This is a genomic window from Microcystis sp. LEGE 08355 (assembly GCF_015207185.1).
GTDB classification, from domain to species: Bacteria; Cyanobacteriota; Cyanobacteriia; order Cyanobacteriales; family Microcystaceae; genus Microcystis; species Microcystis panniformis.
Genome location: NZ_JADEXI010000044.1, coordinates 1 through 15,567, shown reverse-complemented (window position 1 = coordinate 15,567; position 15,567 = coordinate 1). Strand labels below are relative to the sequence as shown.

Genomic DNA, 15,567 nt, shown 5'->3' with positions numbered 1-15,567 from the left:
GTGGCGATGCACTTCCCTATCGCAATCGTCTCGGCGCGGGAAAATATATTATTGTCGTGCAGGGTTCCGAAAACCTGAAAAATCAAGCGACTCTTATCCTCCGTCAATTTAACCCCGAAAATCTGCAAGGATACGCCCTAGAACGGTGAACGGTTATTAGGAATAAGTTATCGGTCATTTGATTTTTTCCTAAGAATTTTTGATTAATTACCACAAAACAATGTTACCAAGAGAAGAATTACTAAAGGGTGTCGAGAACCGCGAGGAGATAGCGAAAGTTATTGATAAAGCCGAACAAGCGATCAAGACTTGGGAAGTGACGGTGACAGACTTTCTTTCTCCTGCGGTTTTAGCGGAAGTAGAACGGGTTTTTCAGCGTTTAACCGATGTGTCAATGGAAAAATGGGGCGGTTATCCCCAGGCAGAAAGACAGCGCGTCGGTGTTGCTAGAGTTGATCTACCTTTGGCAGTAACAGATATTCCCCTATCTGCCCTTGATATTGCCGGTAATTTTCTGTTTGATACCGCTAACCACCGGGATTTTTTAGGGGCGATGTTGGGGACGGGTATCGTTCGGGAAAAAGTCGGCGATATAATCGTTTTAGGTGAGCGAGGAGCGCAGGCGATTGTAGTGCCTGAATTGGCAGATTTTTTATCTGCTAATTTGCGACAAGTGCGTTCAGTTCCCGTGAAAACTAGCCCGATTCCTTTGACGGAATTAAAAGTTAGACCACCGCAAAAAAAAGAAATTAATACCGTGGAAGCTTCCTTACGTTTAGATGCGATCGCATCGGCGGGTTTTGGCATTTCTCGCAGTAAAATGGCCGAAGCAATTAGCGCTGGGGATGTGCGAGTTAACTGGAAAGATATCAGTCAATCTAGTTATAATGTTAAAACTGGTGATTTGATTTCTTTCCGGGGAAAAGGTCGTCTAGAAGTGGGTGAGGTTACTGTGACCAAAAAAGAGCGCTATCGGGTTCATTTAACTAGATTTATTTAGTTTTTTCTGTCTCTAGAATTTGTTATTAGACAGATTAATTGCCATGGCTGAGAATTTCGCCTTAATCGTGCAACTGTGTCAAGTTAGTCCCATCGGTAAACTATTACCGGGGGCGCTTTATGTTCATAGAGAAGCATTACATCAACTGAATCCTATCCTCCAGAATTACGAACAACAAGCAAGAATTAATCAGCATTTATCTGAGGCAACAATAATTAAATTTAGCACCGATAAACCGAAAATATCCTATCTTTTTTATCCCGATTTTGATCGAGAACCTCACCCAGTTTTAACTAAAAGTTTAGTGGTAGATATGGGGACATTAATCTTGAGTGAATGGAATTATCAAAATGCTGATAATCCGCCCATTTTACACCGAAAAGAAACTTTTGTTACTAGGGACTATCCCCTTTATGAAGAATTCGAGCATCTCACAAAAATCGAGAGTGCTTTAGGACTTTTAAACAGTTCTTATCCCATCGGTACTAAACAGGAATGGCAAAGGCTTTTAAGAAAGCATCACCTTGATTTTGCAGGAGATTATTTAGTTTGTAATCTGGAGGGACAAAGGGAAAAATCGATAATAATTGATCGCCACAAAGCCGCTCTTGTTCGCAAAACTCTTTCTCGTCCGGCAAGATTAGCATTAGCGGCGGGATTATTTCTTCCTGAAACCACTTTTTTTGATTACGGTTGTGGTTATGGAGGTGATATAGAACGCATAGCTGAACAGGGTTATCAAAGTGAAGGTTGGGATCCTTATTATCGTCCCGATAGTCCTTTAATTGAATCTGATATTGTTAATTTAGGCTATGTAATTAATGTTATTGAATCCGCCGAAGAACGGCAAGAAGCTTTATTAAAAGCTTGGCAATTAACCCGTCAAGTTTTAATTGTTTCGGCACAGATCCTAATTGATGATAGCGAACGGGGTTTAATGGCTTATGAAGATGGAATTATAACTCGTCGTAATACTTTTCAAAAATACTATCAACAGGAAGAACTAAAACAGTATATTGATAGCAGTTTAGGGGTTGATTCTATTCCAATAACTTTGGGAATTTATCTAGTTTTTCGAGAGGAAGAAAAAGCCGAAACTTTTCGTTTATCCAGATGTCGTTCCCGCGCTACCACCCCTAAAATTACAACCCATCTCAAACGCTTTGAAGATTACGAAGATTTATTAACTCCCCTGATGGAATTTTATACCCAGCAGGGACGTTTACCCGTTGCGGGAGAATTATTACAAGAGGAAGAAATTAAGGCAGAATTTGGCACTTTTAGACGCGCTTTTCAAGTGATTCTACAAGTAACAGAAGGGGAAGAATGGGAGATAATTGCCGACAAAAGACGCGCCGATCTTTTACTTTATTTAGCTTTAAGTCAATTTAGCCACTGTCCGAAAGTACGGGAATTATCCCCCGCTACCCGTGCCGATTTTAAAGCTTTATTTGGCAGTTATCGCAATGCTTGCGCTTTAGCAGAAGAAGTGTTAATAAGTGCGGGAAATTTGGCAGCGATCGCTCGTACTTGTGAAAATAGTTCCCTAGGCAAACTTTCCCGTTATTCCCTAACTATTCATATTAGCATTCTGGAAAAATTACCGATGTTATTACGCTTATATGAAGGTTGTGCTAGTCAAACTATCGGACGGTTAGAAAATGCTAACGTTGTTCGTTTATCTTTTCGTCAACCCAAAATTTCCTATCTCTATTACCCCAATTTTGATACAGAAATTCATCCGATTTTAGCTACTAGCATGGATGTATATTTAGGTTCGGCTGATTTTAGTTTTCGCGATTATCGGGATAGTCCTAATCCGCCAATTCTACACGAAAAAGAGCTTTTAGTAACGGCGGATTATCCTAACTATGATAAATTGCTTCGCTTAACTAAATTAGAAAAGGATTGGGGATTGTTAGAAGATAGAAAAGCGATCGAACGTTTACAGGGTTGGCAAAAATGTTTAGAGGAGCATTGTGCTACAATCAAGGGCCATCAGATTCTGTGGCGAAAAGATGCCGATCCCTATAAAGTTAGGATTTTACGCGCTAAAATTAACGCCAGAAGAAATCAAAATAAGTCTTCCTGAGTAATTAAGTAAAATAGATGAGGTAATTAATTTTATGATGACTACGATTCGGTTACAAGGATTAGAAGATTTCGATTTAAAAGCTAATGATCCTGAACAAAGAATGTTAATTTCTGGGGTTAATTGGCAACAGTACGAAACCCTCTTAAAACATTTAGAAGATAGTTCCAGTTATCGCATCACTTACCTAGATGGAATGGTAGAAATTATGGCTCCTAGTCGTCGTCACGAAGTTAGCAAAAAAAATATCGGTAGATTGGTAGAAGTTTATTTAGAATATGCTGAAATTGATTTCTGGGGATTAGGTTCCACCACTTTGCGAAAACAGGAAAAAGAAGCGGGAAAAGAACCAGATGAATGTTTTTGTTTATTTACAGAAAAAGAGTTTCCTGATTTGGCGATAGAAATAATCTTAACCAGTGGCAGCCTGAAAGTTTTAGAAGTTTATCAAAGATTGGGAACTCAAGAGGTTTGGTTTTGGCAAGATAATCAGTTAAAAATCTATTCTTTACAAGAGAATGGCGAATATATTTTAATCCCTAAAAGTGCTTTATTACCGGATTTAAATTTAGAATTATTAGCCGAATACGTCAACCATCCTAATCCCCGTCTTGCCATCAAAGAATTTCGCTTGCGTTTAACAGAAAATTCCCAGTTATCATAACTATTATCTTTCCATGAGTTCTCAAGTAAAATTTAACCTATCTATCCTAGGTATATTTGTATTTTCTCTAGGAATAAGATTCTGGAATCTCAGTCAGTTTAATACTCTTGTTTTCGATGAAGTTTACTATGCTAAATACGGCAATGAATATCTAATCGGTAAAGAATTTTTCCAGTCGCACCCACCGTTAAGTCAATATTTAATTGCTATGAGTATCTGGATTGGTTCCCATTTTCCTGCCGATCCTGAAAACATTAATAATTTAACGGGTTCCCTGCGCTCAACTTTTAGTTATCGCTGGTTAAATGCTTTCACTGGTTCTTTTATTCCCCTAATTATTGGGGGAATTGCTTATCAATTAACCCAGAGAAAAACTGTATTTTTAATCACAACTTTTCTCGCTAGTTTAGACGGATTATTTCTGGTGGAATCCCGCTATGCTCTCAATAATATTTACTTAATTTTATTCGGTTTGTCTGGACAATTATTTTTTTTATTAGCACTCCAGAAAAGTCACAAACTTAATTGGCTATTATTATCGGGAGTTTCTTTCGGTTTAGCGGCAAATATTAAATGGAATGGCTTAGGATTTTTACTGGGAATATTTATTTTTATCTGTATTGCTTGGTTAATAAAATTATTGAATCAAGAGCAGTCAAAAGATAATCTTTGGACAAAGGCAACTAACCTGAGATTAGAGGACATTTTTATCGCCTTAATTGTATTTCCCCTAGTTACCTATAGTTTACTGTGGATACCGCATCTTCTCGTCAACCATCAGTATAATTTTTGGCAAGTACATCAAGAAATTTGGTCATTTCATCAGAGAATCAAGGGCAATCAATCTGATGTCCATCCCTATTGTTCTCCCTGGTATAGTTGGTTAGTAATGGGGCGACCTGTGGCTTATTATTTTAAGAGAGTAGGTGATAAAATTTATGATGTTCACGCTATGGGTAATCCGTTTTTGTGGTGGTTTTCTACGGGAGCAATTCTAGTGGTTTTTAGTCGATTATTTAACCGAAAAGAGCGAGTAATTTCTGCCTATCTTATCTGTAACTATATTGCCAATCTGCTGCCCTGGTTAAAAATTAGTCGCTGTACTTTTCTCTATCATTATATGGCTGCCTATAGCTTCACTTTGATTGCTCTAGCTTGGCTCTTAGCCGATGGTTTAGAAAGTTCCAGTCCTATTTATAAAAATGGCTCGCACTCGCTGATAATTTTGATAATTTTTGCTTTTATCCATTGGCTACCAATTTATTTAGGCATTCCCCTATCAGTTCGGGATTATTATCTGAGAATGATTTTTCCCAATTGGATTTAGGATGAAATTAGCTGCAAAAACTGATACAATAAAATCATGAAAAAAAGCGATCGCATGAGTTATGGGTAAACAAAGAATCTTATCTGGTGTGCAACCAACTGGCAATTTACATTTAGGCAATTATCTCGGTGCGATCCGCAATTGGGTGGAGGGACAAAAAGACTACGATAATTTCTTTTGTGTGGTCGATTTACACGCGATCACCGTTCCCCATAATCCCGCCACTCTTGCGGAGGATACTTTAGCAATTGCCGCTCTATATTTAGCCTGCGGAATTGATTTAGAATACGCGACGATATTTGTCCAATCCCACGTTAAAGCTCATACAGAATTAACTTGGTTATTGAATTGTATCACCCCTTTAAATTGGTTAACCGATATGATTCAATTTAAGGAAAAAGCGATTAAACAGGGGGAAAATGTTGGCACAGGTTTACTCGATTATCCCGTACTGATGGCCGCCGATATCCTACTCTACGATGCCGATAAAGTACCCGTGGGAGAAGATCAAAAACAACATTTAGAATTAACCCGCGATATAGCCGTTAGAATTAACCATCTTTTTGGACAACCGAAACAACCAATTTTAAAACTTCCCGATCCGATGATCCGCAAGGAAGGAGCGCGGGTGATGAGTTTAACCGATGGCCGCAATAAAATGTCTAAATCCGATCCTTCCGAGATGAGTCGGATTAATATTCTCGATAGTCCCGATGTCATTGCCAAGAAAATTAAACGCTGTAAAACCGATCTAGTGAAGGGTTTAACTTTCGATGATCCGGAACGTCCCGAATGCCATAATTTACTAACTCTCTATAGCATTTTATCGGGAAAAAGTCAAGAGGTGGTCGCGGGAGAATGTGCCGATTTAGGTTGGGGACAATTTAAACCGATGTTAACAGAAGTCATGATAGAATCTCTGAAACCTATTCAGGAAAAATACACCGAAATTAGAGAGGATAAAGATTATTTAGCCACGGTTTTGCGGCAAGGTCGTCTCAAAGCAGAAGCGGTGGCCAATCAAACTCTCGATCGAGTCAAAAATGCCATGGGTTATTTACCACCATTTTAGGGATAATTTTCGTGTGCATCTGATAATTATCAATCTACTCAGTTGAGATTTTTCAAGGAAAACTCGCTGCTTTATCAGTCAATCTTTAACTCTTGGTGGGGTTCTACTCCCCATCCAGGGTAAGGGAAGGAGAATGATTACAAAAGTTATTAAATTAAGCACAACTCCAGTGATATTTTGGTAAAATAAGGGCATAATTGAAACTATCAAAATACTTACCTGTCCTTTGAAATTATGGTTGTAGAGTCCCAGGGGAAACAAAAAAAACTATCGTCTAGGGAAGATGAGTCTCGTCCAATTGCCAGCAAGGAACAAAACTCTTATCTAGCAGAGGGAATTGTTGATCATCAATCAACTCAGATTGCTCCTTCCTCCTTACTACAGCCATTTTCTCCAGAGTTAGAAAAAGATAGAGCCAACAAATTTAATTCTCTTAAAGAAATTCTGGTTAGTCATCTTGGTCAACCTTTTTACTCGGACAACGGCTTTATTCTTTATCAAGGAGATGCCACAGACTTTTTGTCTAAACTATCTCATAGTGACATAAAAATTGACCTCACTGTTACATCACCACCTTATAATATTGGCAAAGAATATGAACGAGTTCTTTCAATCAATGACTATGTTGATTGGTGTGCTAATTGGCTGGGGCAAATTTATCAAATTACTCAAGATAACGGTGCTTTGTGGCTAAATGTTGGTTATTTAGAAGTACCAGAAAAGGGATTATGTGTTCCGATTCCCTATCTTCTTTGGGATAAGTCTCCCTTTTATCTTTTACAAGAAATTGTCTGGAAATATGGGGCAGGTGTTTCTACAAAAAATCGTCTTAGTCCTCGCAATGAAAAATGGCTTTTTTATCTCAAAAATTGCCAAGAATATACTTTTAACTTAGATAATATTCGTGACCCTAACGTTAAGTATCCCAATCAAAAGAAAAATGGTAAATATCGTTGTAATCCCCTCGGTAAAAATCCTTCTGATGTGTGGGAAGTTCCTAAAGTCACTACAGGAGAAAAGCGCAGTTCTAAGGAAAGAACTGGACATCCCGCACAATTTCCTTTAGCAATTGTCGAGAGAATTATACAAGCTTCATCTAATCCGGTAGAAATAATTCTTGATCCCTTTGCTGGTTCTTGTTCTACGGGAATAGCGGCCTTGGGATTAGGAAGAATTTTTGTGGGTTTTGAAATTCGACCAGACTATTGCGAGATAGCTGCAGAGAGATTTAAAAGATTTAAAAAAGAAAGAAGCAATAATTATATTCAAGGCTCATTATTATAGTATTAAAAACGGATTTGGTATGATTAGCCTTTTTAAACTTGTTTTCGCAGTTTCAATCCTTGGCAATGCGATCGCCAATAAAAGTAGCAGAGTCCGGCAGTTACCCCAAGACTAAGAATTGTTATCCCCGTGGGAATTTCCCACATCCCCGACTCGGTTGCTAATATGTTGTACTATTGTAATAAGAGGATTTTTTTCCTGAAAAATTGTCATATTTGAGGTTTTGATTATGCCTTATACAAACGAAGAAGGTGGACGCTTAAATAATTTCGCCGCCGAACCGAAAGTTTATCAAGCGGATCCCCCGACTAAATCGGAACAACGTAATTATATTTTCTGGGGTGTTGCTGCGATCGCACTTGTGGGTGGACTGTTAGCCGTCGCTTTTTACGCATCTCAAGCTGGCTAAAATTTAGTCCCTCGTAGTTGCGATTTAGCCTCTTTCACTCCTTTTTACCGCTAAAATCACAACTACTCCCTATTTTAGGGCTTTTGACCCTGAATTAATGCCACTGCTGATTGAGACTTAGCCGCAGTCCCCTGTTTACCCTGAGATAACGCTAGACGAGCCGCCGCCTCTAAATCAGCGATCGCTTTTTCCCTGTTTCCCAATTTATAATGGGTTAAACCCCGATTGTGGTACGCTTCGGCAAAATTAGCATTGATTTTCAGACTCTCATCATAGTCCCTTAAAGCCATTTCCTGCTGTCCGGCTCGGTTATAGGCAAGAGCGCGATTATAGAAAATGCGATCCTGTCCTCTAGTTCCCTGTAAACTCAAAGCTTTTGTGTAATCCTCGATCGCTTCTAGGTGTCTTCCCAAGTCATCCTTGGCATTACCGCGATAAATAAAGAAATCAGCAAAATTTCCGTTTAAAGCGATCGCTTTTGTGCAATCTTCCACGGCTGCCTCGTATTTTTGCGTCAGATAATGCACATAACAACGATTACAGAGAGCATTAACATAATTGGGGTTGATTGTCAAGGACTGGGTATAATCTGCGATCGCTCGCTCGTACTGGCCGAGAACTAACTCCGCATAGCCGCGATTATAGTAAGCATCGGCATCCTTGGGTTCTAATTGTAGAGCTTGAGTAAAATCTGCGATCGCCCCTGAGTAATCCCCTGCGGTTAAACGATCCACCCCCCGATTATAAAATTCTACAGCTTTCACGGGGTTAGCGGTAGTTTGAGCGCTTAGGGGAGAGATAGTCAGTAAAAAAGTGGCTATAGCTATAATAATTGTCAATTTTTTCTTAATTTTCATAATCCGTTCACCTAAACAATTCAAGGTAAAATTAAACAGCCCTACTTACAGGTCAAAATATCATGATTAAATCTCTTTTGGCGACTTTCCTCCTAATTACCACCCTTCTGTTAACCGGTTGTGCAACTCCCATCGCTGGACTGCAAGGATACACCAGTGGCAGCCAAGGCTATCAATTTTTATATCCTAAGGGTTGGACGCAGGTGGATGTGAAAAAAGTTGCAGGAGTAGATGTGGTTTTTCATGACCTGATCGAAACGAGCGAAAATTTAAGCGTTATTATTAACCCCGTCCCCGACAATAAAACCTTAACAGATTTAGGGACACCCTCGGAAGTGGGCTATCGTCTCCTGAAAAATAACAGTCTTAACCCCAATCTTGATAAGGAAGTAGAATTAATTCGCTCAGAATCCCATCAAATCGACGGCCAAGATTATTATATCCTCGAATATCAAGTTAAATTAGCCAACGGCCAAGAACGTCATAATCTGGCCAGCGTCACGGTTAATAATAATAAACTCTATTCTTTTAATCTTTCCACTTCCCAAAAACGTTGGACGCAAATTCAAGAACTCTTTGAAACTATCGTTGATTCTTTCTCGGTTAGTTAGGGAAACTGGCAATAGGCAATAGTAAAATGTAGGGTGCGTTAGACGGCAAAAATTCCTGTTTTGACTTAAAGGTAAAAATCCGTCGTAACGCACCACCTATCATCAACTAGGTAGCCGGTTATAATTAAAGATAAAATACTTACTTAATCAGTAATCAGTAAACAGTGAAAAGACAGTAGGAAACTTCTATTTAATACTGTCACTTAAAACTCAAATCTAATAACTGATAACTGATAACTGATAACTGATGGTGGGTTACGGCCAATAGATAAATTGATAATTAAGTCTAAATAATTTGTCATTGCCTAACCCACCCTACCTAACTATCTCCTATCTTGTTTACTGAAAAAACTTATGTCCATTCCCTTGATTCTTGCTTCCGCTTCTCCTGCGCGTAAAAAACTATTACAAATGGTGGGAATCGATCCGATTGTGCGAGTGAGTAACTTTGATGAATCGACAATTAATGCTGATGATACTCTCCATCTTGTCCAAACTTTAGCCCAATGTAAAGCACAAACGATCGCCCCCCAATTTGATACAGGATTAATTCTTGGTTGTGATTCCGTCTTAGAAGTAGCGGGGGAAGTCTATGGCAAACCCAAGGATAAATCAGAAGCGATCGAGCGTTGGCAAAAAATGCGCGGTCAGGTGGGTACACTCTATACAGGTCATGCTTTAATCGATCGAGTTAATCATCAAACCTTGACTCGTTGTGGGATCACTAAAGTTCACTTTGCCAATATCAGCGATCAAACAATTATTGCCTATGTTGACACCGAAGAAGCCCTCAAATGCGCCGGCTGTTTTGCTCTAGAAGGAAAGGGGGGTTTATTCGTAGAAAGATTAGAGGGATGTCACAGTAATGTTATCGGTTTAAGTTTACCCCTATTTAGGCAGATGTTAACGGATTTTGGCTACCAAATCACTGACTTTTGGTGATCTTTTTGCCGATAATTTCCCCAACTTTATTGGCAAAAGGGCTTGACAAATTCTCAAATTTGCGTTAACATTTTATTATAATGGGAATCCGTGTCGCCCTGCGAACCCCTCTTTTTTCTATCGGATAGCCCCAAAATTTTTAACCCTTTCCTTGTCACTTTTTCCCGAAAAAACTATGTCTTGCTTGCGCGTGGGAATTGCCGGTCCAGTGGGTTCAGGAAAAACAGCCCTGCTCGATGCCCTGTGTAAAAATTTGCGGGATCAATATCCGATCGCCGTAGTCACCAATGACATTTATACTCAAGAAGATGCCCAATTTTTAGTGCGATCGCAAGCTTTAGCACCGGAAAGAATTTTAGGAGTAGAAACGGGAGGATGTCCCCATACAGCTATTCGCGAGGATGCCTCAATTAACTTAGTTGCCATTGAACAGTTAGAGAGAAAATTTGCTAACTTAAAGTTAATTTTTCTGGAAAGTGGTGGCGACAATTTAGCGGCAACCTTTAGCCCCGAATTAGTAGATTTAACCATCTATGTGATTGACGTGGCAGCCGGAGATAAAATCCCTCGCAAGGGGGGACCGGGTATCACCAAATCGGATTTATTGGTAATCAATAAAATAGATTTAGCCCCGATGGTGGGGGCAGATTTAGGGGTGATGGATAGAGATGCCAAAAAGATGCGCGGGGATAAACCCTTTATCTTCACCAACTTAAAAACACGGGAAGGATTAGAGCGAGTGATTGCCTTTATCGAAAAGAATTTATAATAACTATTACTAGGAATAAAAAAGAGAGCGCCAGAAAAATTTAGGTAAAGCTAACATTCTTTTCCAGCGCCAAGGTTCCTGATAGAGTCGATACAACCACTCTAAATTATTGTCACAGAAAAAGCGAGGGGCGCGGATTTTTGTCCCGGACCAGATATCAAAACTACCCCCCACACCTACCCAGATAGCTTGGGGACAGATATTGCGATGTTCCCTAATCCAATATTCCTGTCGGGGTACTCCCAAACCAACTAAAATTAACCGCGGTTGTTGATCTTTTAATACCTCAATCCAATCGGACATTTCCTCCGAGGATAGATAACCATGGTTAGCCAGAATACGGATATTAGGTATCTTTTTTTGCCAATTACTTGCCGCTTGTTCTGTAATCCCCGGTTTACCACCAAAAAAAGCAATAGGAGAACTCTCTCCCTGCATTCCTAACTCAGTAATTAAGGATTCTGATAATTCAATACCGGGGCAGCGGGGTTGTTTTTTGCCCCTTAATTTTAAGTAAATAACAATCCCAGCACCGTCGGGAATAACTAAATCTGCTTCCCGAATAACTTGGGCTACTTTAGCATCATTTTCTCCTAACATTGCCATTTCTGCATTAAGAGTGACAACGTGGGAACCAAAACCTTGATAGAGGCGATCGATTAACCAACGACTGTAGTTATCGAGGAGATGAACCGGTAAACCGAGAACAGAATATTTGGGGGGAGTTTCTAACATAAGTAGGTAGGTGCTAATAGTTGTCAGACACCCCCCTTATTAAGGGGGGCAGGGGGGATCAGAGGTAAAATCTATCTTCAATTTAATTATAAATACTTACTTATAATTTATCTTGATTTAGTTGTCATTTTATCGAGAAATTGGCACAAAATCCACCCCAAAACTAGAACGAGAACCGGGTTGAACTACCACTAATTGCACCGATTGATTGCGATCGCCAGATGGTAAAAATCGCACGGGATTAGTCGCCCCGGGGACAGAAAAATCACTGCTTCTTAACGCCTGTTGAACTCCCTCTCGGCTAGATTCTGCCTTAATGCCAGCGATTAAAGCCTGGGCAGCGTCATAGGCGGTAGCCGTGCGCCAATTTACGTCTCCTTGCCACAATTGGCGGGATTTATTCACAAAAGGACTGTTCGGATTAGCCCCCAAATGCCAAGCGATAGCGACAACCATGCCCAGGGCATTTTTTCCGCCTACATCCAGAGTTTTGGGGCTATAAACGTCATCACCCGCCACAATCGGTAATTTTTGACCATTGATCTGAACCACCTGTAAAGCCTTATCTAGGGTTCCACTATCCCCAAGAAGGGCGATTAGATTTGCTCCCTCCTGTTGAGCTTGTTGGAGGCTTTTAGAAGGGGTAAAAGTCAGGGAAGATAGATCAAATTCACTCACCACTTGACCTCCTCCTAATCCTAAAGCGGTGATAAATTCAGATTTTAGGGATTGACTATAATTACTTTGGGAGTTAAAAAATACCACTGCCTTGACGTTAGGAATTTTTTGCAAGCTAGATTCGGCTAATGCCCGTGCCGCCACAAAATCACTGGGAACAGAACGAAAGATATAGTCACCAAAATTGGAGAGTTTAGTTGAGGTACTGATGGGGGAAATCATTACTAATCCTGCTTTTTGATAGATAGCAGCCGCCGCTAAAGAGGTATCACTGCTAGTGTGTCCTACTACTCCTAAAATGCTGTTATCAGCCGTTAATTTTTGGGCAATTTGAGCGGCAATTTCGGGATTATCAGCATCATCAGCAATGAGAACTTTTAAAGGAGTGCCATTAATTCCTCCGGCTTGATTGATTTGATTTTGAGATTGGGCAACTCCTCGTAAAACTTCTAGGGCGGTGTTGACATTGCTCCCAATTGGCACGGAAACGGCGATAGTATAGGACTTAGCTTGACCAATACGGGCGTTATTTAAGTAGATGAGAGCTTCCGGATCATTTTGATTAGCTCGCAGGGATTTTTCTAGGAGGTAAACTGCTTGCTGAAAGTCTCCTTTTCCGAGGGACTGTATAGCAGCTTGTTTGTCAGAAGAAGCACCTTCAACTATTAATAAGTTTTCCCCTTGACTAAATTTTGCTTGTGCCGATACCGATTTTTGCTCTGGTGATATTTTCTCGATTTCAGAAAGATTGGTTGGGGGATTTTTTCCTTGAAAACGATTGTATAACCACCAACCACCAGCCCCAAAAAATAATAGGGTAATCAGCAGGGCTAAAAGCAGGGTAACGGTCTCATTTTTCTGGCTCATGGGCTGATCAACTAAGATTAAATTAATGGTTTAATCGAGATTTATAGTTAATAAAAGTGGCTCTTTTTTGTTTTTAATAGGTCTAATTCAAGTCTGAATTGCACCAATATCCGATCTACCTTGATAGAATACCTCATTTGGGGTCTGATAGTCAAGACATTGTTTAAATGCGTCTTAGCTTATTAGGGATACTTTACCTTTTTGTTTGGGAATCTTCTAAATGTTTTACCAAAACATTTGAGGATAAAGGACCGTGTAAATGACTCCAGGGTAAAACCTGTTCTAAACGCCATTGCTGATGGACGTAATAATCTAGAGGGGGAATTTGTCCTTTTAGTTCCTTAAAAGCCCGTTTATAACTGCCTAAAGAATCACCGTAGCCACGGGTTAATTCTAATAGGGAAGTCAAGCGGCGATCGCCTCTAGATAATAAAGCTTGAATCACCGACCAATTATAACTTTCTGGTCGAAATTCTATGCCCTGTTTACCTAATTGTTTCTCTAGATATTTTAATCTTTTTTCGGCCATTTTATTAAGGCCAAACCACTGAAAAGGAGTATGTGATTTAGGCACAAAGGTGCTGCAACCGAAAGAAATTCGCAGTCCAGAGGCGGCTTTTTTTAAGGCTATTAACATTTCCACAGTTGCCGCAATATCTTCGGTTTCTTCTCCCGGTATTCCCACCATACCATAGAGTTTTATCCCTTTTAAACCGCCCGTTTTGGCATTAATGGCAGCCTGGATAATTTCATCATTGGCTAACTTTTTGTTGATAATTTCCCGTAGGCGATCGGAACCACTTTCTACGGCAATAGTAATTGATTTGGTGTCTCTTTGGGATAAAATTCTGGCTAATTTTTCCGTGACAGTATTAGTTCTAACTGAGGCGATCGAGAGTCTAACTCCCTCAAATTTTGGTTGAAAAAGATAATCAAGTAAGGTTTCAAATTCGGGATGTTGGCTGACAGAAGCACCTAATAAACCCAGGCGATCGGTCACTTTTAAACCTTTTTCAATGGCAGGGATTAAAGATTCTAAACTAGCGGTACGAAAGGGTAAAGTTAGATAACTAGCTAAACAAAAACGGCACATTTCTGGACAACTTCGCACCACCTCTACCATATAAATATTCTCCCATGCCGCTTGTTTTGTTACCACCGTAGAAGCCGAAAGGGTATTACTGCGATAGGTTTGTTTACTAACAAAAGTAGGAACATTATTATCTATGGGTAGAATTGCCGTAATTTCACCTTCAGGACTATCATAATTAACGGTATATAAACTAGGAACATACACCCCCGGAACCTGGGCTAAATGACGGAGTTTTGTCGGGCGATCGGCGTTTCTCACCTCTTGATAGGCATTAATAAAATCAGCAATTAAGTTTTCACCATCTCCCAATAAAATTACATCAAAAAAAGCGGCAAAAGGTTCGGGATTAGCGGTTAAAACCGGCCCACCTCCGAAAATTATCGCTTGCTGATCTTGCCGTTGATGACTGTGACAGGGAATGTCTAAAGATTCTAACAGCGAGAGGATATTAACGTAGTCTAATTCCCAGGAAAAGGAAAAGCCAACTAATTCGGGATAACGGGGTAAAGATTCTTGAAAATCCGTAAATAAACGACTAACTTGTATATCCGATCGCAGGGCTAAAGTTGCCCAAACAATTTGATAACCTAAACTGGTTATACCCACAGAATACTGATTAGGAAAGGCAAAAATAGTTCTAATGGCATCACTGTGGGGTATTGCGGGAGTAAAGAGGAGTTTTTCGTCTTGTAAGATGGTCATTTCAGTTATCAGTTATCAGTTATCAGTTATCAGAACGTAGGTTGGGTTGAAGAATGAAACCCAACGCCCGCATGGGTTACGCTACTGCTAACCCATCCTACAAATAATTGTGCCTCCCTACTTATAAGTTTAATTTAATCCGGAGGTGAAGGAGGGGAAAATATCTCAATATACAGTTCTAGGATCATATCTAAGGTTATGATCCTAGGGAGTCGGTGGTCAAGAACAAATTCAAGTTACACTTCCTCCCTAGGGATAGCTATTGTATTTACAGGAGATTTTCTCTTATATCCTAGCAATTTTCACAGCTTAACTAGGTGTCGATTTTATTCCTGAGCGCTGCTTTCAAGCAACTCTTTATCTCCTTCACCCCAACCAGAACGAAATCTATGAATAATCCAGAAGAATACGTTATAATCATGGCGAAAATCCTAGATTTAACCATTCCCGATCGCTATTTAGGGT

General features: G+C 39.8%; 14 protein-coding genes. 10 read left to right on the top strand and 4 right to left on the bottom strand.

Going from position 1 to position 15,567, the window contains the following annotated elements:
- Positions 1 to 220 precede the first annotated feature (220 nt).
- From IQ242_RS04055 to psb34, 7 genes are all read left to right on the top strand, one after another.
- Positions 221 to 1,000, top strand: a complete 780-nt coding sequence (locus IQ242_RS04055; RefSeq protein ID WP_193959116.1) for a photosystem II S4 domain protein — start codon at positions 221 to 223, stop codon at positions 998 to 1,000.
- Positions 1,001 to 1,043: 43 nt separating this feature from the next.
- Entirely contained in the window at positions 1,044 to 3,092 is a 2,049-nt protein-coding gene (locus IQ242_RS04050) for a DNA phosphorothioation-associated putative methyltransferase (RefSeq protein ID WP_193959115.1), read from the top strand.
- 34 nt (positions 3,093 to 3,126) lie between these two features.
- Positions 3,127 to 3,756 (top strand): Uma2 family endonuclease, encoded by a 630-nt coding sequence (locus tag IQ242_RS04045; RefSeq protein WP_193959114.1) that lies wholly within the window; start codon positions 3,127 to 3,129, stop codon positions 3,754 to 3,756.
- 13 nt (positions 3,757 to 3,769) lie between these two features.
- Positions 3,770 to 5,083 carry a dolichyl-phosphate-mannose--protein mannosyltransferase gene (locus tag IQ242_RS04040; RefSeq protein WP_193959113.1) on the top strand — a complete coding sequence of 438 codons (1,314 nt, stop codon included), beginning with the start codon at positions 3,770 to 3,772 and terminating at the stop codon, positions 5,081 to 5,083.
- 61 nt (positions 5,084 to 5,144) lie between these two features.
- Entirely contained in the window at positions 5,145 to 6,155 is a 1,011-nt protein-coding gene (gene trpS / locus IQ242_RS04035; protein WP_193959112.1) for a tryptophan--tRNA ligase, read from the top strand.
- A 234-nt stretch (positions 6,156 to 6,389) separates the two neighbouring features.
- Complete coding sequence (locus IQ242_RS04030) at positions 6,390 to 7,439, top strand: site-specific DNA-methyltransferase (RefSeq protein WP_193959111.1); 1,050 nt, start codon at positions 6,390 to 6,392, stop codon at positions 7,437 to 7,439.
- A gap of 229 nt (positions 7,440 to 7,668) precedes the next feature.
- Entirely contained in the window at positions 7,669 to 7,848 is a 180-nt protein-coding gene (gene psb34, locus IQ242_RS04025; protein WP_193959110.1) for a photosystem II assembly protein Psb34, read from the top strand.
- Positions 7,849 to 7,922: 74 nt separating this feature from the next.
- Here psb34 and IQ242_RS04020 read toward each other — a convergent pair whose 3' ends face one another.
- Complete coding sequence (locus IQ242_RS04020; protein ID WP_193959109.1) at positions 7,923 to 8,705, bottom strand: tetratricopeptide repeat protein; 783 nt, start codon at positions 8,703 to 8,705, stop codon at positions 7,923 to 7,925.
- 62 nt (positions 8,706 to 8,767) lie between these two features.
- Here IQ242_RS04020 and psbP point away from each other — a divergent pair, with 62 nt between their 5' ends.
- From psbP to ureG, 3 genes are all read left to right on the top strand, one after another.
- A complete protein-coding gene (gene psbP / locus IQ242_RS04015) occupies positions 8,768 to 9,316 on the top strand; it encodes a photosystem II reaction center PsbP (protein WP_190358493.1) in 549 nt (182 codons plus the stop codon).
- Positions 9,317 to 9,670: 354 nt separating this feature from the next.
- On the top strand, positions 9,671 to 10,258 hold the full coding sequence (locus IQ242_RS04010) for a nucleoside triphosphate pyrophosphatase (RefSeq protein WP_193959108.1): 588 nt from the start codon (positions 9,671 to 9,673) through the stop codon (positions 10,256 to 10,258).
- Positions 10,259 to 10,433: 175 nt separating this feature from the next.
- Positions 10,434 to 11,027, top strand: coding sequence for an urease accessory protein UreG (ureG, locus tag IQ242_RS04005; RefSeq protein ID WP_002792251.1), 594 nt, complete (start codon positions 10,434 to 10,436; stop codon positions 11,025 to 11,027).
- A 9-nt stretch (positions 11,028 to 11,036) separates the two neighbouring features.
- On the opposite strand, the gene IQ242_RS04000 is transcribed toward ureG, so the two are convergent.
- From IQ242_RS04000 to IQ242_RS03990, 3 genes are all read right to left on the bottom strand, one after another.
- Positions 11,037 to 11,762: a WecB/TagA/CpsF family glycosyltransferase gene (locus tag IQ242_RS04000; protein WP_193959107.1), complete on the bottom strand. Its 726-nt coding sequence runs from the start codon at positions 11,760 to 11,762 to the stop codon at positions 11,037 to 11,039.
- A gap of 129 nt (positions 11,763 to 11,891) precedes the next feature.
- Positions 11,892 to 13,307 (bottom strand): ABC transporter substrate-binding protein, encoded by a 1,416-nt coding sequence (locus tag IQ242_RS03995; protein WP_193959106.1) that lies wholly within the window; start codon positions 13,305 to 13,307, stop codon positions 11,892 to 11,894.
- A gap of 193 nt (positions 13,308 to 13,500) precedes the next feature.
- Positions 13,501 to 15,102 carry a radical SAM protein gene (locus IQ242_RS03990; RefSeq protein WP_193959105.1) on the bottom strand — a complete coding sequence of 534 codons (1,602 nt, stop codon included), beginning with the start codon at positions 15,100 to 15,102 and terminating at the stop codon, positions 13,501 to 13,503.
- Between the last annotated feature and the right edge of the window lie 465 nt (positions 15,103 to 15,567).

Coding starts and splice junctions, on each gene's coding strand:
- IQ242_RS04055 (WP_193959116.1), top strand. CDS start 221: ATGTTACCAAGAGAAGAATTACTAAAGGGTGTCGAGAACCGCGAGGAG.
- IQ242_RS04050 (WP_193959115.1), top strand. CDS start 1,044: ATGGCTGAGAATTTCGCCTTAATCGTGCAACTGTGTCAAGTTAGTCCC.
- IQ242_RS04045 (WP_193959114.1), top strand. CDS start 3,127: ATGATGACTACGATTCGGTTACAAGGATTAGAAGATTTCGATTTAAAA.
- IQ242_RS04040 (WP_193959113.1), top strand. CDS start 3,770: ATGAGTTCTCAAGTAAAATTTAACCTATCTATCCTAGGTATATTTGTA.
- trpS (WP_193959112.1), top strand. CDS start 5,145: ATGGGTAAACAAAGAATCTTATCTGGTGTGCAACCAACTGGCAATTTA.
- IQ242_RS04030 (WP_193959111.1), top strand. CDS start 6,390: ATGGTTGTAGAGTCCCAGGGGAAACAAAAAAAACTATCGTCTAGGGAA.
- psb34 (WP_193959110.1), top strand. CDS start 7,669: ATGCCTTATACAAACGAAGAAGGTGGACGCTTAAATAATTTCGCCGCC.
- IQ242_RS04020 (WP_193959109.1), bottom strand. CDS start 8,705: ATGAAAATTAAGAAAAAATTGACAATTATTATAGCTATAGCCACTTTT.
- psbP (WP_190358493.1), top strand. CDS start 8,768: ATGATTAAATCTCTTTTGGCGACTTTCCTCCTAATTACCACCCTTCTG.
- IQ242_RS04010 (WP_193959108.1), top strand. CDS start 9,671: ATGTCCATTCCCTTGATTCTTGCTTCCGCTTCTCCTGCGCGTAAAAAA.
- ureG (WP_002792251.1), top strand. CDS start 10,434: ATGTCTTGCTTGCGCGTGGGAATTGCCGGTCCAGTGGGTTCAGGAAAA.
- IQ242_RS04000 (WP_193959107.1), bottom strand. CDS start 11,762: ATGTTAGAAACTCCCCCCAAATATTCTGTTCTCGGTTTACCGGTTCAT.
- IQ242_RS03995 (WP_193959106.1), bottom strand. CDS start 13,307: ATGAGCCAGAAAAATGAGACCGTTACCCTGCTTTTAGCCCTGCTGATT.
- IQ242_RS03990 (WP_193959105.1), bottom strand. CDS start 15,102: ATGACCATCTTACAAGACGAAAAACTCCTCTTTACTCCCGCAATACCC.